This is a genomic window from Hymenobacter guriensis (assembly GCF_015773195.1).
Lineage (GTDB): Bacteria > Bacteroidota > Bacteroidia > Cytophagales > Hymenobacteraceae > Hymenobacter > Hymenobacter guriensis.
Genome location: NZ_JADWYK010000015.1, coordinates 63,575 through 85,148, shown reverse-complemented (window position 1 = coordinate 85,148; position 21,574 = coordinate 63,575). Strand labels below are relative to the sequence as shown.

Annotated in this window: 17 protein-coding genes; 5 read left to right on the top strand and 12 right to left on the bottom strand. The window is 59.2% G+C overall.

From position 1 onward, the window contains the following. Window positions 1-97 precede the first annotated feature (97 nt). The 6 genes from I5L79_RS19220 to I5L79_RS19195 form a co-directional block, all read right to left on the bottom strand. Window positions 98-1,534, bottom strand: a complete 1,437-nt coding sequence (locus I5L79_RS19220) for a T9SS type A sorting domain-containing protein (RefSeq protein WP_196956701.1) — start codon at window positions 1,532-1,534, stop codon at window positions 98-100. 44 nt (window positions 1,535-1,578) lie between these two features. Then, the gene (locus I5L79_RS19215) at window positions 1,579-2,994 is read right to left on the bottom strand and encodes a T9SS type A sorting domain-containing protein (protein WP_196956700.1); all 1,416 of its coding nucleotides are present in this window, start codon (window positions 2,992-2,994) and stop codon (window positions 1,579-1,581) included. Window positions 2,995-3,078: 84 nt separating this feature from the next. Continuing rightward, on the bottom strand, window positions 3,079-5,181 hold the full coding sequence (locus tag I5L79_RS19210) for a glycoside hydrolase family 97 protein (protein ID WP_196956699.1): 2,103 nt from the start codon (window positions 5,179-5,181) through the stop codon (window positions 3,079-3,081). Window positions 5,182-5,241: 60 nt separating this feature from the next. Continuing rightward, window positions 5,242-7,050, bottom strand: coding sequence for a RagB/SusD family nutrient uptake outer membrane protein (locus I5L79_RS19205; protein ID WP_196956698.1), 1,809 nt, complete (start codon window positions 7,048-7,050; stop codon window positions 5,242-5,244). Window positions 7,051-7,079: 29 nt separating this feature from the next. After that, window positions 7,080-10,181 (bottom strand): SusC/RagA family TonB-linked outer membrane protein, encoded by a 3,102-nt coding sequence (locus I5L79_RS19200; protein ID WP_196956697.1) that lies wholly within the window; start codon window positions 10,179-10,181, stop codon window positions 7,080-7,082. Between the two features lie 501 nt (window positions 10,182-10,682). Next, a complete protein-coding gene (locus I5L79_RS19195) occupies window positions 10,683-12,341 on the bottom strand; it encodes a DUF6377 domain-containing protein (RefSeq protein ID WP_196956696.1) in 1,659 nt (552 codons plus the stop codon). A 228-nt stretch (window positions 12,342-12,569) separates the two neighbouring features. Here I5L79_RS19195 and I5L79_RS19190 point away from each other — a divergent pair, with 228 nt between their 5' ends. From I5L79_RS19190 to I5L79_RS19175, 4 genes are all read left to right on the top strand, one after another. Next, complete coding sequence (locus tag I5L79_RS19190; RefSeq protein ID WP_196956695.1) at window positions 12,570-12,887, top strand: hypothetical protein; 318 nt, start codon at window positions 12,570-12,572, stop codon at window positions 12,885-12,887. Beyond that, entirely contained in the window at window positions 12,887-13,561 is a 675-nt protein-coding gene (locus tag I5L79_RS19185) for an ATP-binding cassette domain-containing protein (RefSeq protein ID WP_196956694.1), read from the top strand. The genes I5L79_RS19190 and I5L79_RS19185 overlap by 1 nt, the downstream gene beginning before the upstream one ends. Before the next feature lie 61 nt (window positions 13,562-13,622). Then, window positions 13,623-14,756 (top strand): CaiB/BaiF CoA transferase family protein, encoded by a 1,134-nt coding sequence (locus tag I5L79_RS19180; protein WP_196956693.1) that lies wholly within the window; start codon window positions 13,623-13,625, stop codon window positions 14,754-14,756. Window positions 14,757-14,875: 119 nt separating this feature from the next. Continuing rightward, the gene (locus I5L79_RS19175; protein ID WP_231403218.1) at window positions 14,876-15,721 is read left to right on the top strand and encodes a hypothetical protein; all 846 of its coding nucleotides are present in this window, start codon (window positions 14,876-14,878) and stop codon (window positions 15,719-15,721) included. Between the two features lie 235 nt (window positions 15,722-15,956). On the opposite strand, the gene trpS is transcribed toward I5L79_RS19175, so the two are convergent. The 6 genes from trpS to I5L79_RS19145 all read right to left on the bottom strand — a co-directional run bounded on the left by trpS (window position 15,957) and on the right by I5L79_RS19145 (window position 20,779). Further along, window positions 15,957-16,934 (bottom strand): tryptophan--tRNA ligase, encoded by a 978-nt coding sequence (gene trpS, locus I5L79_RS19170; protein ID WP_196956692.1) that lies wholly within the window; start codon window positions 16,932-16,934, stop codon window positions 15,957-15,959. A 16-nt stretch (window positions 16,935-16,950) separates the two neighbouring features. Beyond that, window positions 16,951-17,598: a hypothetical protein gene (locus I5L79_RS19165; RefSeq protein WP_196956691.1), complete on the bottom strand. Its 648-nt coding sequence runs from the start codon at window positions 17,596-17,598 to the stop codon at window positions 16,951-16,953. Between the two features lie 19 nt (window positions 17,599-17,617). Then, window positions 17,618-18,373: a queuosine precursor transporter gene (locus I5L79_RS19160; RefSeq protein WP_196956690.1), complete on the bottom strand. Its 756-nt coding sequence runs from the start codon at window positions 18,371-18,373 to the stop codon at window positions 17,618-17,620. A 29-nt stretch (window positions 18,374-18,402) separates the two neighbouring features. Continuing rightward, window positions 18,403-19,338 (bottom strand): ribonuclease Z, encoded by a 936-nt coding sequence (locus tag I5L79_RS19155; RefSeq protein WP_196956689.1) that lies wholly within the window; start codon window positions 19,336-19,338, stop codon window positions 18,403-18,405. A 156-nt stretch (window positions 19,339-19,494) separates the two neighbouring features. Then, a complete protein-coding gene (locus I5L79_RS19150; protein WP_196956688.1) occupies window positions 19,495-19,869 on the bottom strand; it encodes an STAS domain-containing protein in 375 nt (124 codons plus the stop codon). Window positions 19,870-19,939: 70 nt separating this feature from the next. Next, a complete protein-coding gene (locus I5L79_RS19145) occupies window positions 19,940-20,779 on the bottom strand; it encodes a DUF4198 domain-containing protein (protein ID WP_196956687.1) in 840 nt (279 codons plus the stop codon). 231 nt (window positions 20,780-21,010) lie between these two features. Here I5L79_RS19145 and I5L79_RS19140 point away from each other — a divergent pair, with 231 nt between their 5' ends. After that, a complete protein-coding gene (locus tag I5L79_RS19140) occupies window positions 21,011-21,496 on the top strand; it encodes a hypothetical protein (RefSeq protein WP_196956686.1) in 486 nt (161 codons plus the stop codon). The last annotated feature ends 78 nt before the right edge of the window (window positions 21,497-21,574 follow it).

Below are 21,574 nucleotides of genomic sequence, written 5' to 3'. Positions count from 1 at the left end.
GGAATTACAGGAGTGTATTCCTGGTGAGGACCAACAAAGAGCCCCAGCCGATTTCGGCTGGGGCTCTTTGTTGGTCCTTGTTACTCGAAGTGCAGGATTATTGCACGCTCAGCCGGCGGGTAAGAGCTACGCCATCTACCGTCAGGCGGCAGGTGTAGAGGCCGGGGGCGAGGCGGGCCGCATTCAGCTCGGCGGAAAACTGGCCAGCGGGCTGCTGCTGGCGGTCAATTACCTGCGCTACGCGGCGGCCCAGGTTATCGAACACGGCCAGGCTTACTACCGCAGATTTCTGCAGGCTGTAGGGTAGCTGGGTGATGCCGGCAGCAGGGTTGGGATACACAGCGGCGAAGGCAGCCGTAGCATTCTGGGCGCCACGGTTAGCGGTAGGCATTGTTACGAGGGCCGGGCCCATCAGGTCATCGAAGTAGTAGGTGGCGCCGTTGTTGCTCGAGCCGGGCGCAATGAGCAGGGCAATCTGGTCAATGTCGGTGGCTTTTACAGTTGGGTCGAACGTGGCATTAGCAACGCCGGGGGTGAAGTCAAACGTCAGGGTTTCCCAGGTGTTAGCGGCGGCTGTGGTGGTGGCAAAGAAGTCACCGGCGTAGTTGCCCTTCGGATACGCTACCGTTGCGGCATTCTGCAGCACCAGCTGTACCCGGGTGCCGGGGCCGGGGCTCAGGAATTTCATCGTCATTTTCTGCGCGCCACTGGCATAGTCCGATACATCGGCGAAAAAGCCGCTTTTGGTACGGATGGCAATGGTAGAATACATATCGGAGGCCGAACGCTCGAATTTTGCTACCGAAGCACTGTTGTTAGCCGCGGTTTTGAATGGGTTTGGGGCTTTTTCCGTGAGCACGCCCTGAGCTACCGGGTACTCCACGTAGCGGCTGGTCTCGAAGTCATCGAGCAGGATAGGAGGCTGGCCACTGGTAGGAATAGCCTCTGTAGCCGGCCCCATAAAATCATCGAAGTAGTAGGTTGCACCGGCCGGGGCTCCCGTAACGCCGGGCGCAATGAGCATGGCAATCTGGTCGATGTCTTTGGCCGTGACGGTTGGGTCGAAGGAGCCTTCGGGCGCTTCAAAGGTGAAGGTGAGCGTCTCCCAGGTGTTGGCAGCGGCCGTGGTAACGGCAAAGAACAGGCCCGCGTAGTTGCCTGCCGGATAAGCTACTTTGTCTTTGTCCTGCATCACCAGGTTTACCCGCAAATCGGGGCCGGGGCTCAGAAATTTCATCGTGAGCTTCTGTGCACCGGATTTGTACGCCGATACATCGGCAAACTTGCCGTTTTTGGGCCGGATAGTGATAGTAGAGTACGGGGAGTTGGCATCCCGCACAAACTTGGCCACTGAGGTGCTGTTGTTGCCAGTGCCTTTAAAAGGGTTGGCTGCTTCCTGCGTGAGGACGCCTTGGGCCTCCGGATAGGAGAGCAAGCGGGTCGTCTCGAAGTTATCGAGCAGGGTTTGGGCGGCGGCTTGCTGGCTGACAGCCAGCAGGGCGGCGGCGCACAGCAGTTGAGTAAAAATTTTCATGAGAAATGGAAAAGGTGGGAAAAATGGAAAAAATAGGGGAGCATCTACTTTACAAAGGACTGGCTGAGGTGCGTGTTGCCTTTGCTGTACACCAGCCGATAAGTGCCGGAGGCCAGACCTCTGATGTCCAAACTAGGGTGGCCGGCCTGGGTAAGCACCACGCGGCCCGTAGCATCCAGTACCTGCACGGTACCGCCTTTCAGCTCAGCCGGGTAAAACAGTTTCAGGGTGCTACCGGCTGGATTGGGGTAAAGCTGCAGGCGCAGGCTGCCAGAGGCGGGGCGCACGGGCGTAGGCTGACTTAGGCTGTTGAGCAGGCTGGCTGCGGCGGGCACATCCAGGGCAACGAACTTCTGGAAGGCTTGGTCCAAGGTAGCCTGGGCGTTGGTATTGCCCGCGTGGAACTTGCGCAGAGTATAGAGCTGGTACGCCAGCTTCAGTTCCGCTACGGTGTACGCTACGCCCGTGAAAGCCTGCACTTGCTCCAGGGCCGCGAAGCCGAACTCCTGCGTAGGCTCCAGCATGGTGCCTTCGCCAAAGTCGTTGAACGTAGCCAACTGCACGAAGTCCAGGCGGCTCTGGTACTGCGTGGCCAGGTCCAGGGTTTGCTTGAGCGTCTGGCCGTCGTTGTGCGGAATCACCCAGGTGGGTCCGCCCCAGCCGCCTTTAGCGTAAAAGCTGTCGAAGCCGGGGTAGGCCACACCACCCGCTACGCCCAGGCCGGGTGCCCGGTTCTTGTAGAAATTGGTGAGGCCGGTCAGGAAATCCGAGTAAATCCAGCTGAACTCGCCCGAGGCATTGGCGCCGGCATCAGCCGATTCGTACCACAGAGGCAGGAACGTAGGTGGCGTAGGGAGCACGCCCAGAATCTGCGTCCAGTCAGCGGGTGTCTGGTATTTCTGCGGACCGAAGGTGAGGACCAGCGGCTTGCCATCGAGCTGGAGGTAGTTGGCCCGCGAAAAGTAATTGGTGCCTACGTACTGCATGTTGGCCTTAGCATCGGCGAGCGTGGCCGCAAACTGATCCTCAAATACTACCCCGAAGCCAAGGCCTACATCGGCCGTGCGCGGCACCAGCGCGTTGGTATTGCGCAGCAGCAGGGGCAGGTCGTTGCCGCCATTGCCGTAAAAATCAATCAGCACCCCGTCTACGCCGGCGTATTTGAGCAGCAGCAAATGGTACTCTATTACGTTGGGGTCGGAGCTGGCGTAGGGGCCGATCAGCGGGTAGTAATGCGCGGCAATCTGCCGCTTGCCGGTGGCCGGGTCAACGATGTTGGGATTCTGGTTGCTCATGGTCCAGTGCAGGCCCCATCTTCGGTTATCAGAAGTCTGGGGCGTCTCGAACCAAGGCATATAGTGCATATATACCCGCTGCGGGTTGGTTTTGGCTACGCTAGGCGGTTGGGCCAGGGCCGTAGCTGCCCGCAGTAAGAAAAAAAGTAAAAACAGCTTTTTCATGTACTTATAGAGGAGGTCGGAAAACAGAGTGGATAAGGACGGATTAGGATAAAATATTGACTGCTTCAAGATACTACTTTACGGCTAAGGAATGGCGATAATGCTGACGGCAGCCCCACCACCCGGCGCCAGGCGCAGCGGCAGCTTGGCCCCGGCGCGCACAGTCGTTTTGGTGACGTTGTATGCTTCGGGGTTTGCTTGCCAGTCGGCGCCGTCACCATCAGCATACACGGTGGCCATGTACTTGCGGCCTTTTTCCAGAAAGTCCAGCTTGAGCGTGGTAGCGCGGCCTTTCTCGTTGGTAATAGCGCCGATAAACCAGTTGCTCTTGCCCTTTTCCTGGCGGGCAATGGTTACGTACTCGCCGGGCTCTGCCTCCAGCACGCGGGTATCGTCCCAGTCTACGGGCACATCTTTGATAAACTGGAAAGCGGCCGGCTCCTTCTCGTAATTTTCCGGCAGGTCGGCAGCCATCTGCAGCGGGCTGTAAAGCGTCACGTACAGGGCCAGCTGCTTGGCCAGGGTGGTTTGCACCCGCCGCGTGGCATCGGCGGAGTAGTTGCGCAGCTTGAAGATGCCGGGCGTATAGTCCATAGGGCCGCCCATGAGGCGGGTAAAGGGCAGAATGGTCTCATGGTCAGGGCGGTTTCCGTCGCTAAAGGCGTTGTACTCGTTGCCGCGGCCGGCTTCGGAAGCCAGCCAGTTAGGGTAGGTACGGTGCAGGCCGGTGGGGCGCACGGGTTCGTGCATGTCCACCATCACGCGGTGACGGGCAGCCGTTTCGGCTACGCGGGTGTAGTGGTTTACCATCCACTGCCCGTCGTGGTGCTCCCCACGCGGTACAATGCGGCCCACATAGCCGGTTTTCACGGCCGGGTAGCCGTGCTGGTTCATGAAGGTATAGGCCGGTTCAAGGCGCCGCTCGTAGTCCGTGGCCGAGCCCGAGGTTTCGTTGTGCATGATCATTTGCACGCCCTTGCCGGCCGCATACTGCTGCAGCTCCTGCACATTAAAATCAGGATAGGGCGTTACGAAGTCGAACACGTCTTCCTTCCAGTTGCCAAACCAGTCTTCCCAGCCCACGTTCCAGCCTTCCACCAGCACGCCCGGAATACCATTCTTGGCGGCAAAGTCGATGTAGCGCTTCACGTTGGCGGTGGTAGCGCCGTGGCGGCCGTGCGGAATCAGTTGGCCGGCTTCGGTGAGGGTGTCAGCCCGGTTGGCGTAATTCCAGGTGCTTTTGCCCGTCTGCATTTCCCACCATACGCCCACAAACTTCATGGGCTTGATCCAGCCGGTATCCGTTAGTTTGCTCGGCTCGTTCAGGTTCAGAATGAGCTTGGAGGACAGAATGTCGGTGGCCTTATCGCTGACGATGATGGTACGCCAGGGCGTGTGGTCGGGGGCGTGCAGGTAGGCTTTGCTGCCCGTGGCATCGGGCACCAGGCGGGCCGAGAGCTGGTACGTCTGCGGATCCACGTGGAGCTGCATGGCCGGGTAGTTCAGCAGAGCCGCCTCGTGCAGGTTGATGTACAATCCATCGGCCGATTTGAGCATGAGCGGCGTTTGCACCGCCTGGGCATCGGGGGCCTCGCGCACGGCAATGGCCGTGGAGGCTTTCACCAGCGCCGCGTTGTTTACCTCACTTAGCTTGGATGTGGTGTAGGGGTACTCGTTGGTATCGTAGTCGCCGGGAATCCAGAAGGCTTTGTGGTTGCCGGTCAGGCCAAACTCCGTTACCTCGTCGGCTACCACGAAGTATTTCAGGTTGGGCTGCTGCGGAAACTCATAGCGGAAGCCAACCCCATCGGCAAACACCCGGAACACCATATCTAAACGACGACCCGGGGCCTGGGGCTGGCGCAGATGCACGGTGAGCTGCTGGTAGTGGTTGCGGATGCTTTTCACCTCGCCCCACACCGGCTGCCAGGTTTCGTCCACGTCCTTGGTTTCGGAGCCCAGCAGCGTCAGCGGCCCGTCGAAGCCCGGACCCTCCGCCAGCTTTATGCCTAACCTGGAAGGCTTGATGACGGATTGCTGCCGGTAGGAAACGGCATACGTGGGGCGGCCTTCGGCATCCAGTGCCACTGTCAGCTTCACGTTGCCTTGCTGGGCCGTGAGGGGAGAGGCAGGTTGGGCCGAGGCTACGCGGGCAGCCAGCAGGAAAAGCAACAAACAGATTCGCATACAAGAGAAATCAGCCAGACAAGCAACGCCAGCAGAAGCCGCGCCAGCGGCAGGAAAAAATTAATACCCTGGGTTCTGCACCATCTTGGCGTTGGTACTCAGCTCACTGGTGGGGATGGGCCAGGCGTAGGAGCGTTGGTCGCTCCACTCAATTTTGCCCCCGGTAGGCAGCGTGTTGCCGTAGAACTCGGCTTCGGCAGCGCCTATGCGCCAGCGGCCCACATCAAACCACCACTGGCCTTCGGCAAACAGCTCGGCCCACCGCTCGTAATACAGCGGGTTGGTGGCCAGGTTGTCGTCGGTGGCGCTGGTCTGGTCCGAGAAGGAGTGGTAGTCTACCGGCGAAGGTTCGTTGATAGGGTAGTCGTAAGCCCGCCGCTTTACTTTGTTCAGGAACTCCAGCGCCTGGGTTTCGTCGCCGCTATTCTTGCAGGCTTCGGCGTAAAGCAGGTACACGTCGGCCAGTCGCAGCAGGTAGTAGTTAGCGCCGTCGGCGGCACTGTAGGCAAAGATGTTGTTGTCGGTCGTCACGAACTTCTTCAGGCTCCAACCCTGGAAAAGCGGCTTGATGCCCGCCCCAATGCCCGAGCACTTCACCACGGGCCGGTACTGCGAGCCGTCACGGCTTACAGAGTCAATCCAGGGCTGAAGCGCACACACATATAGGCGTGGATCTACCGTTTTATTGGCGCGCATCTCCAGCGACTTTTGCTTGGTCTCGGGGTCGATGACCTGGCGCGGATTTTTGTAGGAAACCGGCTTGCTGGGGTCAAACTTGGGGTTGTTGACCAAGTGGTAGATGGGCAGGTTGTAGCCGAAGCGCAGCAGGTTCCGGTCGTGCATAAACTCGTTGCCGTAGCCCATGTTGTTGTTCGGGCCGTTTTCGGTGCCATCGTCCCCCAGGATGCTGGGCGACCAGATCAGGCCCTGGCTGGTGGTGAGGTTGGCATTTACTCCGTCGATGAAAATGCCGTAGCCAGGTGTGGTGCGGTCCACGTTTATCTCAAACAAGGACTCCTCGTTGAATTCGTTGCCACTTTGCGCGTTGAAGGCATTCTTGTACTTGCTGAAGGGCATCAGCGCTTTGCCGCTGTTGGTTATCACATCCAGGAGCACCGGCTTGGCATTGGTCCAGTCCTGGGTGAACACGTAGGCTTTGCCCAGCAAACCCTTGGCGGCCCACTCCGTCACGCGGCCCTGGTCTACGCCGGTGCGCTCGATGCCGTGGAGCAGCTCCGCCGATTTTTTCAGGTCGCTGATGATGAAGTCCCATACTTCCCGGGCCGAGGCGCGGGGCTTTTGCGTTTCTTCCAGCGTGGCGGGAATAGTTGAGAAGAGCGGCACCCCCAGTTTGTCGTTTCCGCCGCCGGCCGAGATGTAGCCCTCGCCATAAAAGCATTCCAGGTGGTAGTAGTAGAGCGCCCGCAGAAAGTAGGCCTCGCCGCGTAGTGTGTTCACGGCCTTCTGCTCCGAGGGGGCCATGTAGTTTTTCTCGTAGAAGTCGGCGCGGTCCAGAAAGGCGTTGGCGTTCTTGACGCCCGTGTAGAGGCCCTTCCACAGGTCGTTGGCGTAGCTGTTGCCCACGCTCAGGTGGTTGAGGGCCAGCTCCGTCCACGACCGTTCGCCCCCGTAGGCCAGGTCGGCGGTATGCTCGCTGCAGGCAAAGTCCTTGCACAGCATCTGAAAGCCGTTGAGCTCGTAGGAGCGCAGATTGGCATACGCCGGCGTAAGCACCCCCGACAGGGCCGCGAGGCTGGCCGGGTAGCTGCCGCTGCTGTACTTGTCGGGCTGGGCAATATCGTTGGGGTCTTTGGTGCAGTTGCCCAGCAGCAGCGCGGCCAAAACCAGGAAAGCGGATTTTTTCAACATGGCAGGGTGGGAAGTCCCAGGTCGGAGCGTTAGAAAGTCAGGTCCACGCCCAGGGAGTAAATGCGGGCGTGCGGGTATTGCAGGGGGGCATCAATGCCCCGCGTAATCACGTCGCCCCCGATTTCGGGGTCGATGCCGGAGTAGTTGGTGATGGTGAACAGGTTGTTGGCCATCACATACAGGCGGGCACTTTTGATTTTGGCCCGTTGCAGCAGCGCGTCGCCCAAGGTGTAGCCCAGCTGCAGGTTTTTTAGTTTCACATAGTTGCCCTTCTCCACGAAATAGTCGCTCACGTAGGAGTAGTTGCCGTTGGGGTCGGTGGCAAACGTGGCGGGGGCGCCGTTGCTGCCGGGCGTGAGCACGCCCAGGCGTGGCTGCGAGGTCAGCTGGTTGTCGCCCAGAAACGAGGCCCCAAAAACCTGGTAGGTGGTGTTGCCGTCGCTGAAGGGAAACTGCGCGTAGGGCGCTACGCCGTTGTAGAGGTCTACGCCAGCTACGCCGTTGAAGAGCAAGGCAAGGTCGAAGTGCTTCCAGCCAAGGTTCAGGTTTACCCCGTAGGTGAGCTTGGGATTGGGGTTGCCCAGGATGGTCTTGTCCTGGTCGCTGATGATACCGTCGCCGTTCACGTCCCGGTAAATCAGGTCGCCGATGTTGGCTTTGTAGCCTTCCCGCTGGGGGTGCGCTTCAATCTGCTCCTGGCTCTGGTAAATGCCCTCCGTCTGGTAGCCGTAGAACTGCCCGAACGGCAGCCCCGCTTTGGTGTAAGTAAGGAATTGCCCGGTTTGCTGCCCGTAGGAAGGGTTGCCATAGCTGTTGTCGCCGGCCTGAATGGGGTTGCTGTTGATGTTGTCCAGGTTCAGCACCTTGTTCTGGTTGAAGGAGCCCGTGACGGTAGCGGTGTAGCGGAAGTCATGGGCGGTGCCTTTGGTGCCCAGCACCACATCCAGGCCCCGGTTCCGCACCGACCCGATGTTGGTGTAGAAGCGCCCGGACGGAATGCCCACGCTCAGCGGAATGGGCAGCGCGTAGAGCATGTCTTCGGTGGTTTTATTGTACCATTCCACCGTCAGGAAATACCGGCCGTTGAAGGCTTCGGCGTCGATGCCTACGTTGCTTTCGTACACGCTTTCCCATTTGATGTTCGGGTTCGGGATAAGCGTTTGGGTGTAGCCCAGACTGGGTGGCGCGCCGGGGTAAAAGTTCTGCGCGTTTACGTACTCGTAGGTCGAGAGAAACAGGTAGGGTGGAATGTTGCTGTTGCCTAGCACGCCGTAGCTGCCGCGCAGCTTAAGCTGGTTGATCATAGGCAGCGCGTTCTTGATCAACGGCTCCTCGCTGATGCGCCAGCCCGCCGAAGCCGCCGGGAAGACTCCGTACTGATTGCCTGGCCCAAAAACCGTAAAGTTGCCGTCGCGCCGGGCCGAAAGGGAGAACAGGTACTTTTCGTTGAAGCCGTAATTCAGCTGGGCAAACGTCGATTTGATCAGGCCATTGGTATCGTAGCCGCCGGGCGTGATGCGCGTAATGGAGTTCGACGTAGGCAGAAAAGCATACGAGGTGCCGCCCACCGCATTCTGGCTGCCGCGCAGCGCATCGTACTCCGACTGAATCTGCTCGAAGCCTACCAGCGCACTCACCGCGTGGGCTCCAAACGTGTGGTTGTACGACAGCACGTAGTTGTTGAGCAGGGTGCTGTAAATGGCACTCGACTTGGTCAGGCTATTGATGGGGGCTGAAACGGCGCCGGTGTTGTAGGAATCCTGAAAGTAGTTCTGGTTTTCGAGGTAGTAGGTATAGCCGAAAGTGGTGCGGAAGCTCAAGTCCAGGGGCAGCGTTATTTCAGCAAACGCGTTGCCCTGGAAGTTGGACTTGGTGTTGTCGATGTGGGCCGTACCAATCTGGGCAATGAGGTTGGGACCGGCAAAGCCCACCGGGTTACGGCCGTAGGGGTTGGCCGGGTCGTTGGTGTAGGGCGACATCGTGGGCACCGTCCGGAAGGGTGGGTTGATGGGCGTAATCGTTACGGGCTTGGTGCGGCGCTGCCACACGTACAGCTGCTCGCCCACCTTAATGCGCTTGCCAAGCTGGTATTCCGTGTTCACGCGGGCACCGGCCAGGGCCGAGCGGTTGTTCAGGTACACGCCTTTCTGGTCGTTGTAGATGCCCGATACCAGGTAGCTGAGCTGCGGAGTGCCGCCAGAAATCGACAGGTTGTAGTTCTGCTCAATTCCGTCGCGAAAGATCTGCTTGGTCCAGTCCGTGTCGGGCAGGGTGTCAGTGCGCTCCATGCCCACGTACACCGGGTCGGCAATAGCCTGCTTGAGCCGGATAAAATCGTCCCGGTTCAGGAGCTTGAGGGTGCGCGGCTGCGTGACGCCATACCGGGCGCTGAAGTTGATGGCCGGCTGGCCGGGTTTGCCTTTTTTGGTGGTAATGACGATAACGCCTCCGGCGGCGGCTGAGCCATAGATGGCGGCCGCGCTGGCATCCTTCAGCACATCTACTGAGGCAATATCCTGGATGTTGATGTTGTCGCCGGATTGCCGGACGCCGTCGATGATATAGAGCGGTGGCGCATTGTTGAGCGAAGAAACTCCCCGAATCAGGATGCTGGCGGTGGCATCGGGCGCACCGGAGCTTTTCACTACTTCTACCCCAGCCATGCGCCCCTGCAGGGCCTCCTGCACGTTGGTCACCGGCAACGACTTAATCTCCGTGCCGCTGATCGAGGCCACTGAGCCGGTTACATCGGTACGCTTCTGGGTGGTGTAGCCCACCACTACCACCTCGCTCAGCGCCTTCACATCTTCCACCAGCGTCACATCAACGGCCGCCCGGCCGTTGAGTGGCAGCTCCTGCGCCGTAAAGCCCACGTAGGAAAAAACCAGCGTGGCGTTGCTGGGTACATTAGCCAGGGCATATCCGCCATTGGCGTCGGTCTGAGTACCGTTGGTGGTACCGCGCACCAGCACGTTTACGCCCGGCAGGCCTTCCCCCTTGGCATCTACCACCCGGCCCGTAATGGTACCATTGGTTTGCAGTAAGTATGAAGCCGCTACAGGCCGCAGCGCAGCTCCGGAATGATAGCCCTTAGCCTGAACAGAGTGGTAGCCGGTCACAAAAGTCCCCAAACCCGATAAGAGTAGAAACCGGGTAAGAAGCCTTCGGCTACATAGAAAGGGTACCGGAAACAACATAGGAAGTGGGGTTTGGTGAGAAGCGGAGTAGGATGGAGAAGTTGTCGTAGCAGCCAATACGTTTGCTACTGCATCGAAACCTGTGCGGGGAAGTAGCCGGAGAGCGGGCCGGAGTGGTAACGTTTGCGGGTAACAGTGGTGGCTTGGCCAAACGTTTGCGGAACTGGCTAGCTGGCCGGGCTTGTACAAAGCAAGCCCTATTGCGCTAAACAAAAAATACTACAGTTAAAGTATAAGAAATATCAACCACAGGTGCGTATATATAGTTGACTTATAGGTAAATAAGTAATATAATCCTGAAAATTATACAGGACAGATACAGTGCTGCTGCGTGTGATGTAGGCGTAGTTTCAGGCCCCCAACCTGCCAATAGGTTGCAGAAAAGTAGGGACGCTGGATAGAGTTAGGCGGCACGCCATCTGTGCCGACTATCCGTCAGAACCTCCGGATGCGGGCCTCAAATTCTTCCTTGGGAACAAGAGCACGGTTTTTCACCCGCGTCTTATAGGCATAAATGGTGTTGATGGAATAGCCCAGCATCTGGCTGATCTGCTCACTGTCATCGATGCCTAGGCGGATGAGGGCGAAGATGCGTAGCTCGGCCGTCAGCATCTGGTCTTCATCCAGATGCACCTGGTCTTCTTCGCGAAACAAGGTGTTGAACTGCGCCACGAAATCCGGGAACAGCCGCAGAAATACCGTATCGAACCCCTTGAACAACTCACTCCGCTCCCGCTTGACGTTGATGCTGTCGGCCAGCTGCTGTACCCCGGTGTATTGTTTGGCGCTCAGCAGCGTGCCTACCTTCTTCTTCAGCGTCTCACGCTCATCCAGGTACTGGGTGTTGTGGTGGAAGTAGTAGCCGATATATTCTTCTTTGATCTTGTTGGCTTCGGCCAGCCGGGCGTTGGCTTCGGCCAGGGCACTGTTGGCTTGCGTGAGCTCCTGGTTGAGCAGGCGCTGCTCGGTGTTCCGCTCCCGTAGCTCCAGAATGGTCGCCGCAATCAACTGGCCAGCCTTGCGCAGTTTGCGCAACTGCCCGAAGATGACGGCAGCAAAAGCCGCTACCACCACGGCCAGCAGCGTAACCAGAATGAGGTAGACGTTTTGCGACTTGCGCTGGCTTTCAATGATGTCGATTTTCTTGCCGTCGATGATGGAGGAAAACTGGCTGATCTGCACTTGGCGCTGCCGGGCTTTGTAGAAAGCTGCTTCCTCCTGGGCTTCCTTGATGAAGGCATACGCGTTGGCCAGGTCGCCGCGTCGGTAGCAGTAATTGGCTACTTCCGACATAGCCACCGTTTCCTTCGTGGCCGACTTTACATCGGCAATGGCCGATAGCAGCAGCAGCTCAAACGCCTTGTCTTCGTACCCGGCCCGGCTGTAAATGTTGGCCAGCGTACTGGCCCCAATGGCCAGCTGATGCTGCGTCAGGCCCGGCAGCTGCCGGATCTGGCGGAATACCGCAATGCCGTTCTGTAGGTTGCCGGTTTCCTGGGTAACCAGAGCCTGTACCGCCAGGCATTCGTAGGAACCAGGGCGGCAATATTGCAGCGCACTATCGGCGTAGGTCAGTAGCTTGGTAAGGTAGCCCGGCCGGTAAAAAGCATCCTGGTTGAAATTCGCTAAGTCATTGTAGGCCCGCGCCTTAATGAAGTAGTATTCGACTTTATCAGCGTCGCTTAGCTGGCTTGGCTGAATGCTGTCCAGCGCATCGAAGGTTTCCTTGAACAGCCCCGACGACAGCAGCACGAAGGCCAGCCGGAGCTTGGCTACCTGCTGCTTGGGCGGGCTGTGAAGCTGCTCGGCCAGCCGGGTTATTTTCAGGCAGTAGGCAAAAGCCGAATCATATTTAAAAGCCTTGTACTCATTGTAAATGCTCAGGCCCAGCGCAAACTTCGCGTCGTCGTTTCCCTGGTACGCCCGAAACTCTTTCGTGAGCACGCCAATCCGGCTCCAGCGCTGAGCGTCATAATCGGCTTTGTGGGCCAGGGTCCGGTTGAGTTCAGTTACTAAGCTGTCGAGAGAAGCCGCCGCACCCCGACATGGCAGCAGGTACATCAGAAACAGAACGACTACTAAGAACAGCCTCATAACAAGCGGGGGCACCAAAACCAATCTGCAAAAGAGCGGATAGTGGGCTAAGATAAAGGATATGGTTGTTTGAGTCACTGCTAACGCGTGCCACGACGCGCATCCGGCGCATTCTCACTGCCCAATGCTTCCCGCTTGGCCAGACAGCCCGGCTATGAGGGTCTGTATATTTGGGGCGGGTGGCAGGAAAATTGCTGGCCCCGGCTCCAGCTATTATTTCCGCTGTCCATGTTATTCTACCTGAAGGTACTGCGTGTCTATTACCGTTCCGTACTAAGCCTCACCTTGCCTATATCGGCGCTGGTGCTGGCGGCGCCGCTGCTGATGGGGACTCCGTTACCTTCTCCGCTTTTCCTGGCAGTAGTGCAAAAAATGGCTTCCTTTCCGGCGCTGATCTACCTGATTGGCCAGTTTCGGCCGCAGCAGTACTGGCTCTACCGCAACCTGCACCTGGCCCCGTGGCAGCTGTGGGCCGGCGTGATAGTGCTGGATACCTTGCTGCTCTCGGTAGCACATCGACTGCTCGCCTTCTTAGTTGCCCTCTGATGCCGGCAAAACAACACACGCTGGAGGCCGACGGGATTCAGGTTCAATTCGATAACCAGAACGTCCTTTCGGGCGTGTACCTGCGGGTACAGACCGGCCAGGTTGTGGCACTATTAGGTGCTAATGGATCGGGCAAATCCACGCTGCTGCAAACGGTATTTGGAGCGCGGGTCGTGCCTGACGCTTCGGTGCGGGTAGATGGCTACCCCGTAATGCCGGCTTACCGTCAGCCGGGGTTGATGAGCTACCTGCCCCAGACCGGACTGTGGCCATCCGGTATGGCCCTGGCCACGGCCGCCCGCCTGCTGGGCGTATCCCTGGTGGAGGCCCTGGCCGATTTTCCGACACTGCAAAAGCAGGCAGTTGAAGGAAGCACCCGCGCCGAGCTGTCGGGCGGAACCGGGCGGCTAATTCAGACGCTGGTGTTAATGGCGCGCCGGAGCCGTTTTCTGCTCCTGGATGAGCCATTCTCCGGGGTTATGCCCGTTCATATTGAGCAGCTCAGCAGCAGGCTGCGGGCGGCCCGGGTCCACTCCGGCATCCTGCTCACCGACCACCGCTACCAACCGGTGCTGGACGTAGCCGACGTAGTCTATTTGCTGCGCCACGGCCGCCTGCAGCTACTTACGGAGCCTCGCGCCGAGCTGCGCGACCTGGGGTATCTGCCTGATTGAAGTTGGGGTGTTCCGGTCGGTAAACTCCATCAGTATGCCGCCGCGCGTCTACCTTCGGGCTATGAATACAGCTGAATTGCCGCTGCACGGCCTACGGGTGCTGGAGCTGGCCTCGGTGCTGGCCGGCCCGCAGGTAGGCCAGTTTCTGGCCGAGCTGGGCGCCGAAGTGCTCAAGATTGAAGCCCCGGCCGGCGACGTAACCCGTACCTGGCGCACCGCTGCCGAAGCCCCTGGTACCTCCGTCTCGGCGTACTTTGCCTGCGCCAACTGGGGCAAAAGCAGCCGGGTGCTCGACCTCACTACCGCTCCCGGCCGCGCTGCCCTGCACGAGCTGGCGACTCAAGCCGATATCGTGCTGGCCAGCTACAAGCCCGGCGACGCCGAAAAGCTGGGCGCCGATTACGCTACCCTTTCAGCCCTGAACCCGCGCCTGCTCTACGGCCACATCACCGGCTACGGCCCCACGGCCCCGCGCGCCGGTTACGACGCCGTGCTGCAGGCTGAAGCCGGCTTTATGCATCTGAACGCGGCCGCGCCCGGCCAGCCGCCCCAGAAAATGCCCGTAGCACTGATGGATTTGCTTACGGCCCACCAGCTGAAAGAAGGGCTGCTCACGGCTCTGTATCAGCGTGAAAGAACGGGCCGGGGCGCGCTAATTGAAGTGTCGCTCTGGGATAGTGCCCTGGCGTCCCTGGCCAATCAGGCGGCTAGCTTTCTGGTCACCGGGCAGGAGCCCCAGCCGCTGGGCTCGGGCCACCCCAGCATCGTACCCTACGGCACCGTGTATGAGGCGGCCGACGGGGTGCGTCTGTTGCTGGCCGTGGGCGCCGACCGGCAGTTTCAACAGCTATGCGCCGTGCTGGGGAAGCCTGAGTGGAGCGCCGATGCGCGGTTTGCAACCAACCTGGCCCGGGTGGCGCACCGGGCCGCGCTGGAAGAGCTGCTGGGTACCCGTATTGCCGAGGTAGACGGACAGGCGCTGCTGGCGGAGCTAGAGCGGCGCGCAGTGCCGGCCGGAGAGGTGCGCACCGTGGGAGAGGCCCTGAGCCAGGCGGCGGCGCAACCGATGCTGCTGCCGCCTACGGCCGAGTTCCCGCACGCGGGCCTGCGCACGGTGGCTTTTCGCAGCAGCGCCTGGCCTACGGTGGTAGCGCTGACGGCTCCGCCGCTGCTGGGCAACCCGGCAGCCAAATAAGTGTACATCTGCCGGCGCCGGCAGCGTCGTACATTCCTGCTCACGCCAACCTCCGATGCGGGGGCGCGTAGGCAACATGATGTACCAGTTCTGGCCGGGCCCGCCCGCCTTTCTTCTCTATGGCAAAACGCACCAAAAAGACCTCAGATCCGGAAATGCTGGTCGCAACGGAAACACCCGGAGCCGCCGCGCCGGAACCTACCGCACCCCCGGCCGCGCCCGAAAACAACCACCCGGACGTGATGCCGCACATTGATTCCGTGACGCCTGAAGCCGTTACCGAACGGCTGACACTGATTTTTGAAGGCCTGCGGCAGAAGTCAACGGCCAAGCAGGCCATCTACCGCAACACCATTGCCGCCTTCGATCTGCTCCGGCTGGTGTCGCAGGAGCTGGTGGTGGAGCTGAGCCGCAAGCTCACGCCCGTGGATGCCTCCGTGGTGATTGAGTACCGGCCCATCAACGAAATGGAGTTCCACATCCGCTTCTCCGGTGATTTGCTCGTGTTCGTGCTCCACTCCAACATCGTCACCTTTCCCGATACCTACGGGCCCATGCCCACGGCCTACGTGGAAGAGGACTTCCGGCGGCGCTTTTTCGGGCACATCATGGCCTACAACTTTATGGCCGACTCCATCAAGTACCAGCGCCTCAACGACCCCGGCTACCTGGTGGGCCGCCTGCTCATCAACATCGAAAACCACTACTTCCTGGAAGGGGTGCAGCAGCTGGAAATGCCCGACCTGGATATGTCGGACAACTTAATTTCTCCGGATGCCATGAAGCTCTTCGTGGAAAGCGCCATGATTGCGGCCGTGAATAACGACCTGATTGCGCCTCCGCTGCCCGAAATTCAGAAGATTACCGTCAAGCAGAAAATCGAAAACCAGCAGGTAAGCCGCGGCAGCAAAGTAGGCTTCAGCTTCTACAAGCAGCACGGCTCTATCGACGGGCTGCCGTATTGAGGGAATGTGCTGCTAATGTGCTAAAGTCATTGCGAGCAACGCGAAGCAATCCGTCCTGAGCAACGCACAAAACCCCGAGACGTGAAAAGCCCCTGACGTGTGGACGTCAGGGGCTTTCTGGTAAAAGGAAATGTCTGGTGCGGAAAAGGGCGGATTGCTTCGTCGTGCCTCCTTGCAATGGCGCGTTTTTCTTCATTAGCACATCAGCCCATTCAACCACATCAGCCCATTGACGCTACCTTCTCAGGTAGCCGGTTTTCTCACGCACTTTGTTGAGTACTTCGGAGCCGTAGGCCTGGGCTTTTTGGGCACCTTCGGCCAGGCGGGCATCTACCTCAGGCAGGTTGTTCATGTAGTAGCTGAACCGCTCCCGCTCCCGGGCAAAGCGCGTGCGGATGACCTCGTAGAGCGCCTGCTTGGCGTGGCCGTAGCCGTAACCGCCCGCCAGGTAGCTGCGGCGCATTTCCTCGGTCTGCTCGGCCGAAGCCACCAGGGAGTAAATTTTAAACGTGGTATCCGTATCCGGATTCTTCGGCGCTTCGAGCGGGGTACTGTCTGATACGATGCTCTTAATGGTTTTGAGCAGCGCTTTGTCGTCCACGAAAATGTCGATGATATTGCCGTAGCTCTTGCTCATCTTCTGGCCGTCGAGGCCGGGCACCAGCATCACCTGCTCATCCACGCGCACCTGGGGGAGCACAAAGGTTTCGCCGTAGCGGTTGTTGAAGGCCGAAGCAATGTCGCGGGTGATTTCGAGGTGCTGAATCTGGTCCTTGCCCACGGGCACGATGTCCACGTCGTAGAGCAGGATGTCGGCGGCCATGAGCACGGGGTAGGTGAACAGGCCCGCATTCACGTCGGAAAGGCGGCTGGACTTGTCCTTGAACGAGTGCGCGTTGGCCAGCATCGGGAACGGCGTGAAGCAGGATAGGTACCACGTCAGCTCCGCTACCTGCGGCACGTCCGACTGCCGGTAGAATAGGTTGCGCTCCGTATCGATGCCGCAGGCCAGCCAGGCAGCAGCCACCGCGTAGGTGTTCTGACGCAACACTTCCGCGTCGCGCACGGTGGTGAGGGAGTGCAGATCGGCAATGAAAAACAGGGACTCGTTGGCGGCATTGCGCGACAACTCAATCATGGGCAGAATGGCGCCGAGCAGGTTGCCTAAGTGCGGCCGGCCGGTGCTTTGGATGCCAGTGAGAATGCGGGACATGGTTGGAAAGGAAAAATCAGTCGCGAATGTTGTAAACGGGCTCTGGCACGTAGGGCTTACCAGTATTAAGGGCATGAATGAGACGCTTTAGATCTAATAGAATAGCCTGTTTATCTTCTACCAGCTTAACTAGATCTGGTCGACTGCTCAGATAGGGGAGTATCATCTCCCGAAACTTTCTGCCTCCACCAGTCATATTCCCCGCTGGCACGGCCGACACCGCGGAGCCATTAGACCATTTCAATAAGTATGTTTCATAAATGGCTTTTCCACCTCCAGCCATAGCGCCGTTTGCTCCCATGCGAGGCGCTGAATTAACAGCATATTCGTACCGCATAAGTAGTACCTGACCACTATCAAGGAGTTCTACAAAAACTTCATCCGCCGCGTCCTCTGTAAAAGCTTTGTTCTCCTCAAACCCACTCGCTTTTAAGTAACGTTTCGTGCCAATTTGGAAGCTGCTGACGTCTTTTGGAGTTAATTTAGTAGTTTCTCCTTGGTCGTGTCTTACTACTAATAGCTTAGCGTCCTTCAGCTTGAGCAGGCCTTTATGTTGGATCTGCGGATTGCCAGCAAGCACATAGGAGCCAGGCTTAAAGGAATTGAATTGAGCGAGTATAAACTGAGGCAGCAGCAGGAAAGCCACCAGAAAAGATAAACGCATATGAATGGGCAAAAAAGAGTTAGACACTCACATTAGCCGCGGCTTCCTGCTGCAGCTCCACGGTATCATTCTGGCCCAAGTACCGGTCGATGAGGTAGTGGGCCAGGTAGAGCACCGGCGTGAGCAGGATAGCCGCCGCGAATTTATACCAGTAGTTGGTGTTGGCCACACTCAGCACCTGCTCGAAGCTCCAGTTGCCGAACAAGTAAAACGCCACGAACAGCACCACAAACGAATCGACCAGCTGCGAAACCAGCGTGGAGCCCGTGGCCCGCAGCCAGATCAGGCGGCTGCCCGTTACGCGGCGCAGGGCCTGGAACACGGTGGCATCCAGCACCTGCCCCACCAGAAACGCCACAATCGAGCCCGTGATAATGCCCAGGCCCTGGCGGAAGATGCTCTGGTAGGCAAACTCAATGTTGAAGGGCCGACCTTCCGCGTCTACCTTGTTTACATCGAGCCAGAACTGGGCCGGCGGCAGCTTGGTAGTGGCCAGAATAACGAGGAAGGAATACAGAATCAACCCCACGGTGAGGAAGCTGACCCGTAGCACGCCCTGGCGCCCGAAGTACTCATTGATGATGTCGGTGGTGATGAACACTACGGGCCAGATGAGCACCCCGGCCGTGAGGTTGCCGGGCAGCCCCAGCAGCGCATCCACCGAGAATATCTTGACGCCGATGATTTCGGCCAGCAGCGCATTTACAATGAAAATGCCGCTCAGAACCAGGTAGAGCTGCTGCTTTTTGTGGGCAAACGGAGAGGGAGAAACCATGCAGTCAAAAGTCAACAGCAACGCGGCGCTTACTCCGCTGCTGGCAGGTTGGGCACATTCACCACGGTACCTTCCAGGGCTAGCAGCGTACGGGCAAACTCGGTGCGGGCCTCGCGCAGGTGGGGCTCCAGGTCGCGGTAGCGAGAAGAGAAGTGGCCGATGAGCAGCTGCCCCACGCCAGCTTCCCGGGCCAGCTGGCCTGCCTGCCGGGCGGTGGCATGAAACGTAACGGCGGCCCGCTCGCGCAGCTCGTCCAGAAACGTGGCCTCGTGGTAGAGCACATCCACCCCCCGCACCAGCTCTGCCAGCTCCGGCAGGTACACCGTATCGGAGCAGAAGGCGTAGCTGCGGGCGCGCTTGGGCGGGCCCGTTACCTCGGCGTAGCGCACCAGTACATTGCCGGTAGCTTCGTCGAGAAGGTCTTCGCCCTGGCTGAGCAGCTGAAACTGGGGCGGTGTGAGGCCGGCGGGCAGCCGCTCGCGCAGCAAAGGCCGGCGCCGGGGCTGCTCGCGCAGCAGGTAGCCGCAGCAGGCAATGCGGTGGCGCATGGGCAGGGAGTGCACCGTCAGCAGCTTATCCTCATACACAAGCTGGTGCACCGTGGGGTCTACCACCACAAACTCCAGGTCGAAGCTGAGCTGAGTGCTGGAATGGCGGAACTGCGTGGTCAGTACTTCTTCCAGGCCGGCGGGACCGAAGAGGCGCAGCGGCTCGGTGCGGCTTTGCAGCTGCATGGTGCCCAGCAGGCCAAAGAGGCCGAAGAAATGGTCGCCGTGCAGGTGGGAGATAAAGATTACGTTGAGGCGCAGGGGGCTCAGCTTGTGCTCCATCAGGCGGCGCTGGGTGCCTTCGCCACAATCCAGCAGATACAGCATGTTGCCCACACTCAGTACCTGCGCCGTGTGGTGGCGGCCGGGTACCGGTGTGGCCGAGCCACTACCCAGAATCCTTAGCTCAAAATCCATATCAAATGGCAGGATGGCTGGCTGGTTGGGGATGAAGCGGCAAGCAAGCCATTCAGCCACGCAGCGCGGTAGCCATGTAAATAAAAAACTGTTGGCCGGTAGCCGTCAGCAGGAAACTAACAGCTAACAGCCAACAGCCAACAGCCTGCGAGTAGACTATTCTTTGCTGGTAAGGTCACGCTCAATGGCGTGCAGGAAAATCCGGTCGATGCCTTCTTCCACCGTGGGCAGAATGTGCAGAACCGACTCCAGCTTGGAGATGGTGATGAGCTTCATTACGTGGTCCTGCAGGCCGGTGAGCACCAGCAGGCCGCCGGTAGAGTTGCACAAACGGTTGGCAATCAGAATAGAGCTCAGCCCCGACGAATCGGTGTACTTCACATTCTGCAGGTCCAGAATCAGGTTGTTGATGCCCTCGGCATTCAGTTTCACAAACTCCGATTTCAGATCAGGCGCCACCGTGGTGTCGAGCTTCTTCTCATCAATCGTGATGATTGTGTAGTTGTCTTTTTTATCAATCGAGTACTTCATACCAGCGGGCAGTTCGAGGTTACGGGAGTTGCGAAGGTAACAAAAAAAATGGTTGCGGAAATAGGGCGTTTCAACGCTTGTAAGGTTGATTTACACCGAAGGTAAGCGTGGCCCACACACTCTGCCAGTCGGCCTGGGCCGGGCGGGGGTGAGGGTGCATGCGCACGGAGCTCAGCAGTATTTCGGCCGGCTGCGTGGGTAGGCGCACCAGCACGCGGCCTTCCGGCGAGGTATACAGACGCTGCAGCTGGGCCGGGGCTGCAGCCGGCGTCTGCGGTTTCACCCAGGCCGTTACCAGCTGCCCGCGCACGGGCCGGCCCTGTTCCAGCAGGCGCACCGTAAGCAGAGAGCCTGGCTTGGCGGTGTAGGGGTTCTGGTCGGGAATCAGCTCCAGGGCCTGCCCAATGGCGGCGCTGAAGGGGCCCACTGCCGTGCCGCCCACCTGCACCAGGGTTTTGGCGCAGCGGTGGTAGGTTTCGCGGGCGGGCTTATCCTGCTGGTGCTTTTTTTCGCGCAGCAGCAGAATATCCTCCAGCCCTTCGGCTTTCAGGTACTGGGTGAACTCCGGACCCGACAGGGTAAGCGCGGTTTCGGTGGTTTCCAGCCCCAGCACGTGCGTGCCCGATTCGTTAAGCTCCAGTACCGTGCGCAGCGTGTCGGCCTGGGAGGCTATGGCCGTCAGGTCCACGGTGTCGTTGGGGGCGTACTGGACCAGGCGCGCCAGCCGCTGGCTGGTGCCGCTCCAGGACGTGCCGCGCAGCTGCTGGCCCACCAGGCGGCGCACGTGCACCACCGCGCCCGGCGCCACCCGGTAACGGCTGGGGTGCAGCCAGAACTCACTGGCGCCGGCCCCGGCGGCCAGGCCCAGCAAACCCATCAGCAGAAAAAACGCACGCAGCCACTGCGGCATATAAGCTAGAAAAAGGGAGACGTACCCGGACAACCGAACCAGTGCCGGAGTGTTTGAGGACCTGATAAAGGACGGGAAATAAAAGGTATAGAAAATTCTGATACTATCGGCAATAAATCAATTGGACTGTAGCCGGAGCGGTAGGGGCTGGCTGGCCTTCACATGCTTATGTGATTGACGTATGACGGGATAACCGGTACTTTTGTACTGACTCTTTTTCAGGCTATTTCCATGGATTTTGTGTGGCAGCATGCCGATGCCCTTACTGCGGTTCTTACGCTTCTGCTGGCGCTGGGCTGCTGCCGCCAGTGGCTGCTGCGCTATAAGCCGCCCATGCGCCGACTAGCCCTGTTTGCGCTGGTGCTGGGACCCAGCTGGGTAGCGCTGCGCATGGGTACTCACCTAGTGGCCAACCTCTACCAGGCCGTGGAGCGGGTGCTGGCACACTCCTTCGAGTACAACTTTGAGTTCTACTCGCTGATGCTGATGGGAGTGGTATTTATGGGGCTGAGCCTGCGCATGCTGCAGCAGGCCCAGCTGCTGAGCCAGGGTCGCTCCCGGGCCTCGCGCCAGTTTTGCCACGCGGCCTTTGCGCTCGTGGCCCTGAGCGCGCCCACCTTTCCCCTGACGCCCGTAGGGCTGCTGCCCACGCTGGCCTGCGCGGTAGCCGGGCTGGGCCTGGCTTTTCTCTACAAACCCGTGCGGCAGCTGGCGTAAGTTTCAGTTGCCAGTTGCCAGTTGCCAGTTGCCAGTTGCTGGGTGCTGGTTATCCATGTTGACTTCAATCCTCAACAA

Excerpts from the sequence above, each read along its gene's own strand:
- I5L79_RS19195 (WP_196956696.1), bottom strand. The coding sequence starts at position 12,341 with ATGAGGCTGTTCTTAGTAGTCGTTCTGTTTCTGATGTACCTGCTGCCA.
- I5L79_RS19160 (WP_196956690.1), bottom strand. The coding sequence starts at position 18,373 with ATGGTTTCTCCCTCTCCGTTTGCCCACAAAAAGCAGCAGCTCTACCTG.
- I5L79_RS19145 (WP_196956687.1), bottom strand. The coding sequence starts at position 20,779 with ATGCCGCAGTGGCTGCGTGCGTTTTTTCTGCTGATGGGTTTGCTGGGC.
- I5L79_RS19190 (WP_196956695.1), top strand. The coding sequence starts at position 12,570 with ATGTTATTCTACCTGAAGGTACTGCGTGTCTATTACCGTTCCGTACTA.
- I5L79_RS19155 (WP_196956689.1), bottom strand. The coding sequence starts at position 19,338 with ATGGATTTTGAGCTAAGGATTCTGGGTAGTGGCTCGGCCACACCGGTA.
- trpS (WP_196956692.1), bottom strand. The coding sequence starts at position 16,934 with ATGTCCCGCATTCTCACTGGCATCCAAAGCACCGGCCGGCCGCACTTA.
- I5L79_RS19180 (WP_196956693.1), top strand. The coding sequence starts at position 13,623 with ATGAATACAGCTGAATTGCCGCTGCACGGCCTACGGGTGCTGGAGCTG.
- I5L79_RS19185 (WP_196956694.1), top strand. The coding sequence starts at position 12,887 with ATGCCGGCAAAACAACACACGCTGGAGGCCGACGGGATTCAGGTTCAA.
- I5L79_RS19175 (WP_231403218.1), top strand. The coding sequence starts at position 14,876 with ATGGCAAAACGCACCAAAAAGACCTCAGATCCGGAAATGCTGGTCGCA.
- I5L79_RS19215 (WP_196956700.1), bottom strand. The coding sequence starts at position 2,994 with ATGAAAAAGCTGTTTTTACTTTTTTTCTTACTGCGGGCAGCTACGGCC.
- I5L79_RS19205 (WP_196956698.1), bottom strand. The coding sequence starts at position 7,050 with ATGTTGAAAAAATCCGCTTTCCTGGTTTTGGCCGCGCTGCTGCTGGGC.
- I5L79_RS19140 (WP_196956686.1), top strand. The coding sequence starts at position 21,011 with ATGGATTTTGTGTGGCAGCATGCCGATGCCCTTACTGCGGTTCTTACG.
- I5L79_RS19150 (WP_196956688.1), bottom strand. The coding sequence starts at position 19,869 with ATGAAGTACTCGATTGATAAAAAAGACAACTACACAATCATCACGATT.
- I5L79_RS19210 (WP_196956699.1), bottom strand. The coding sequence starts at position 5,181 with ATGCGAATCTGTTTGTTGCTTTTCCTGCTGGCTGCCCGCGTAGCCTCG.
- I5L79_RS19165 (WP_196956691.1), bottom strand. The coding sequence starts at position 17,598 with ATGCGTTTATCTTTTCTGGTGGCTTTCCTGCTGCTGCCTCAGTTTATA.
- I5L79_RS19220 (WP_196956701.1), bottom strand. The coding sequence starts at position 1,534 with ATGAAAATTTTTACTCAACTGCTGTGCGCCGCCGCCCTGCTGGCTGTC.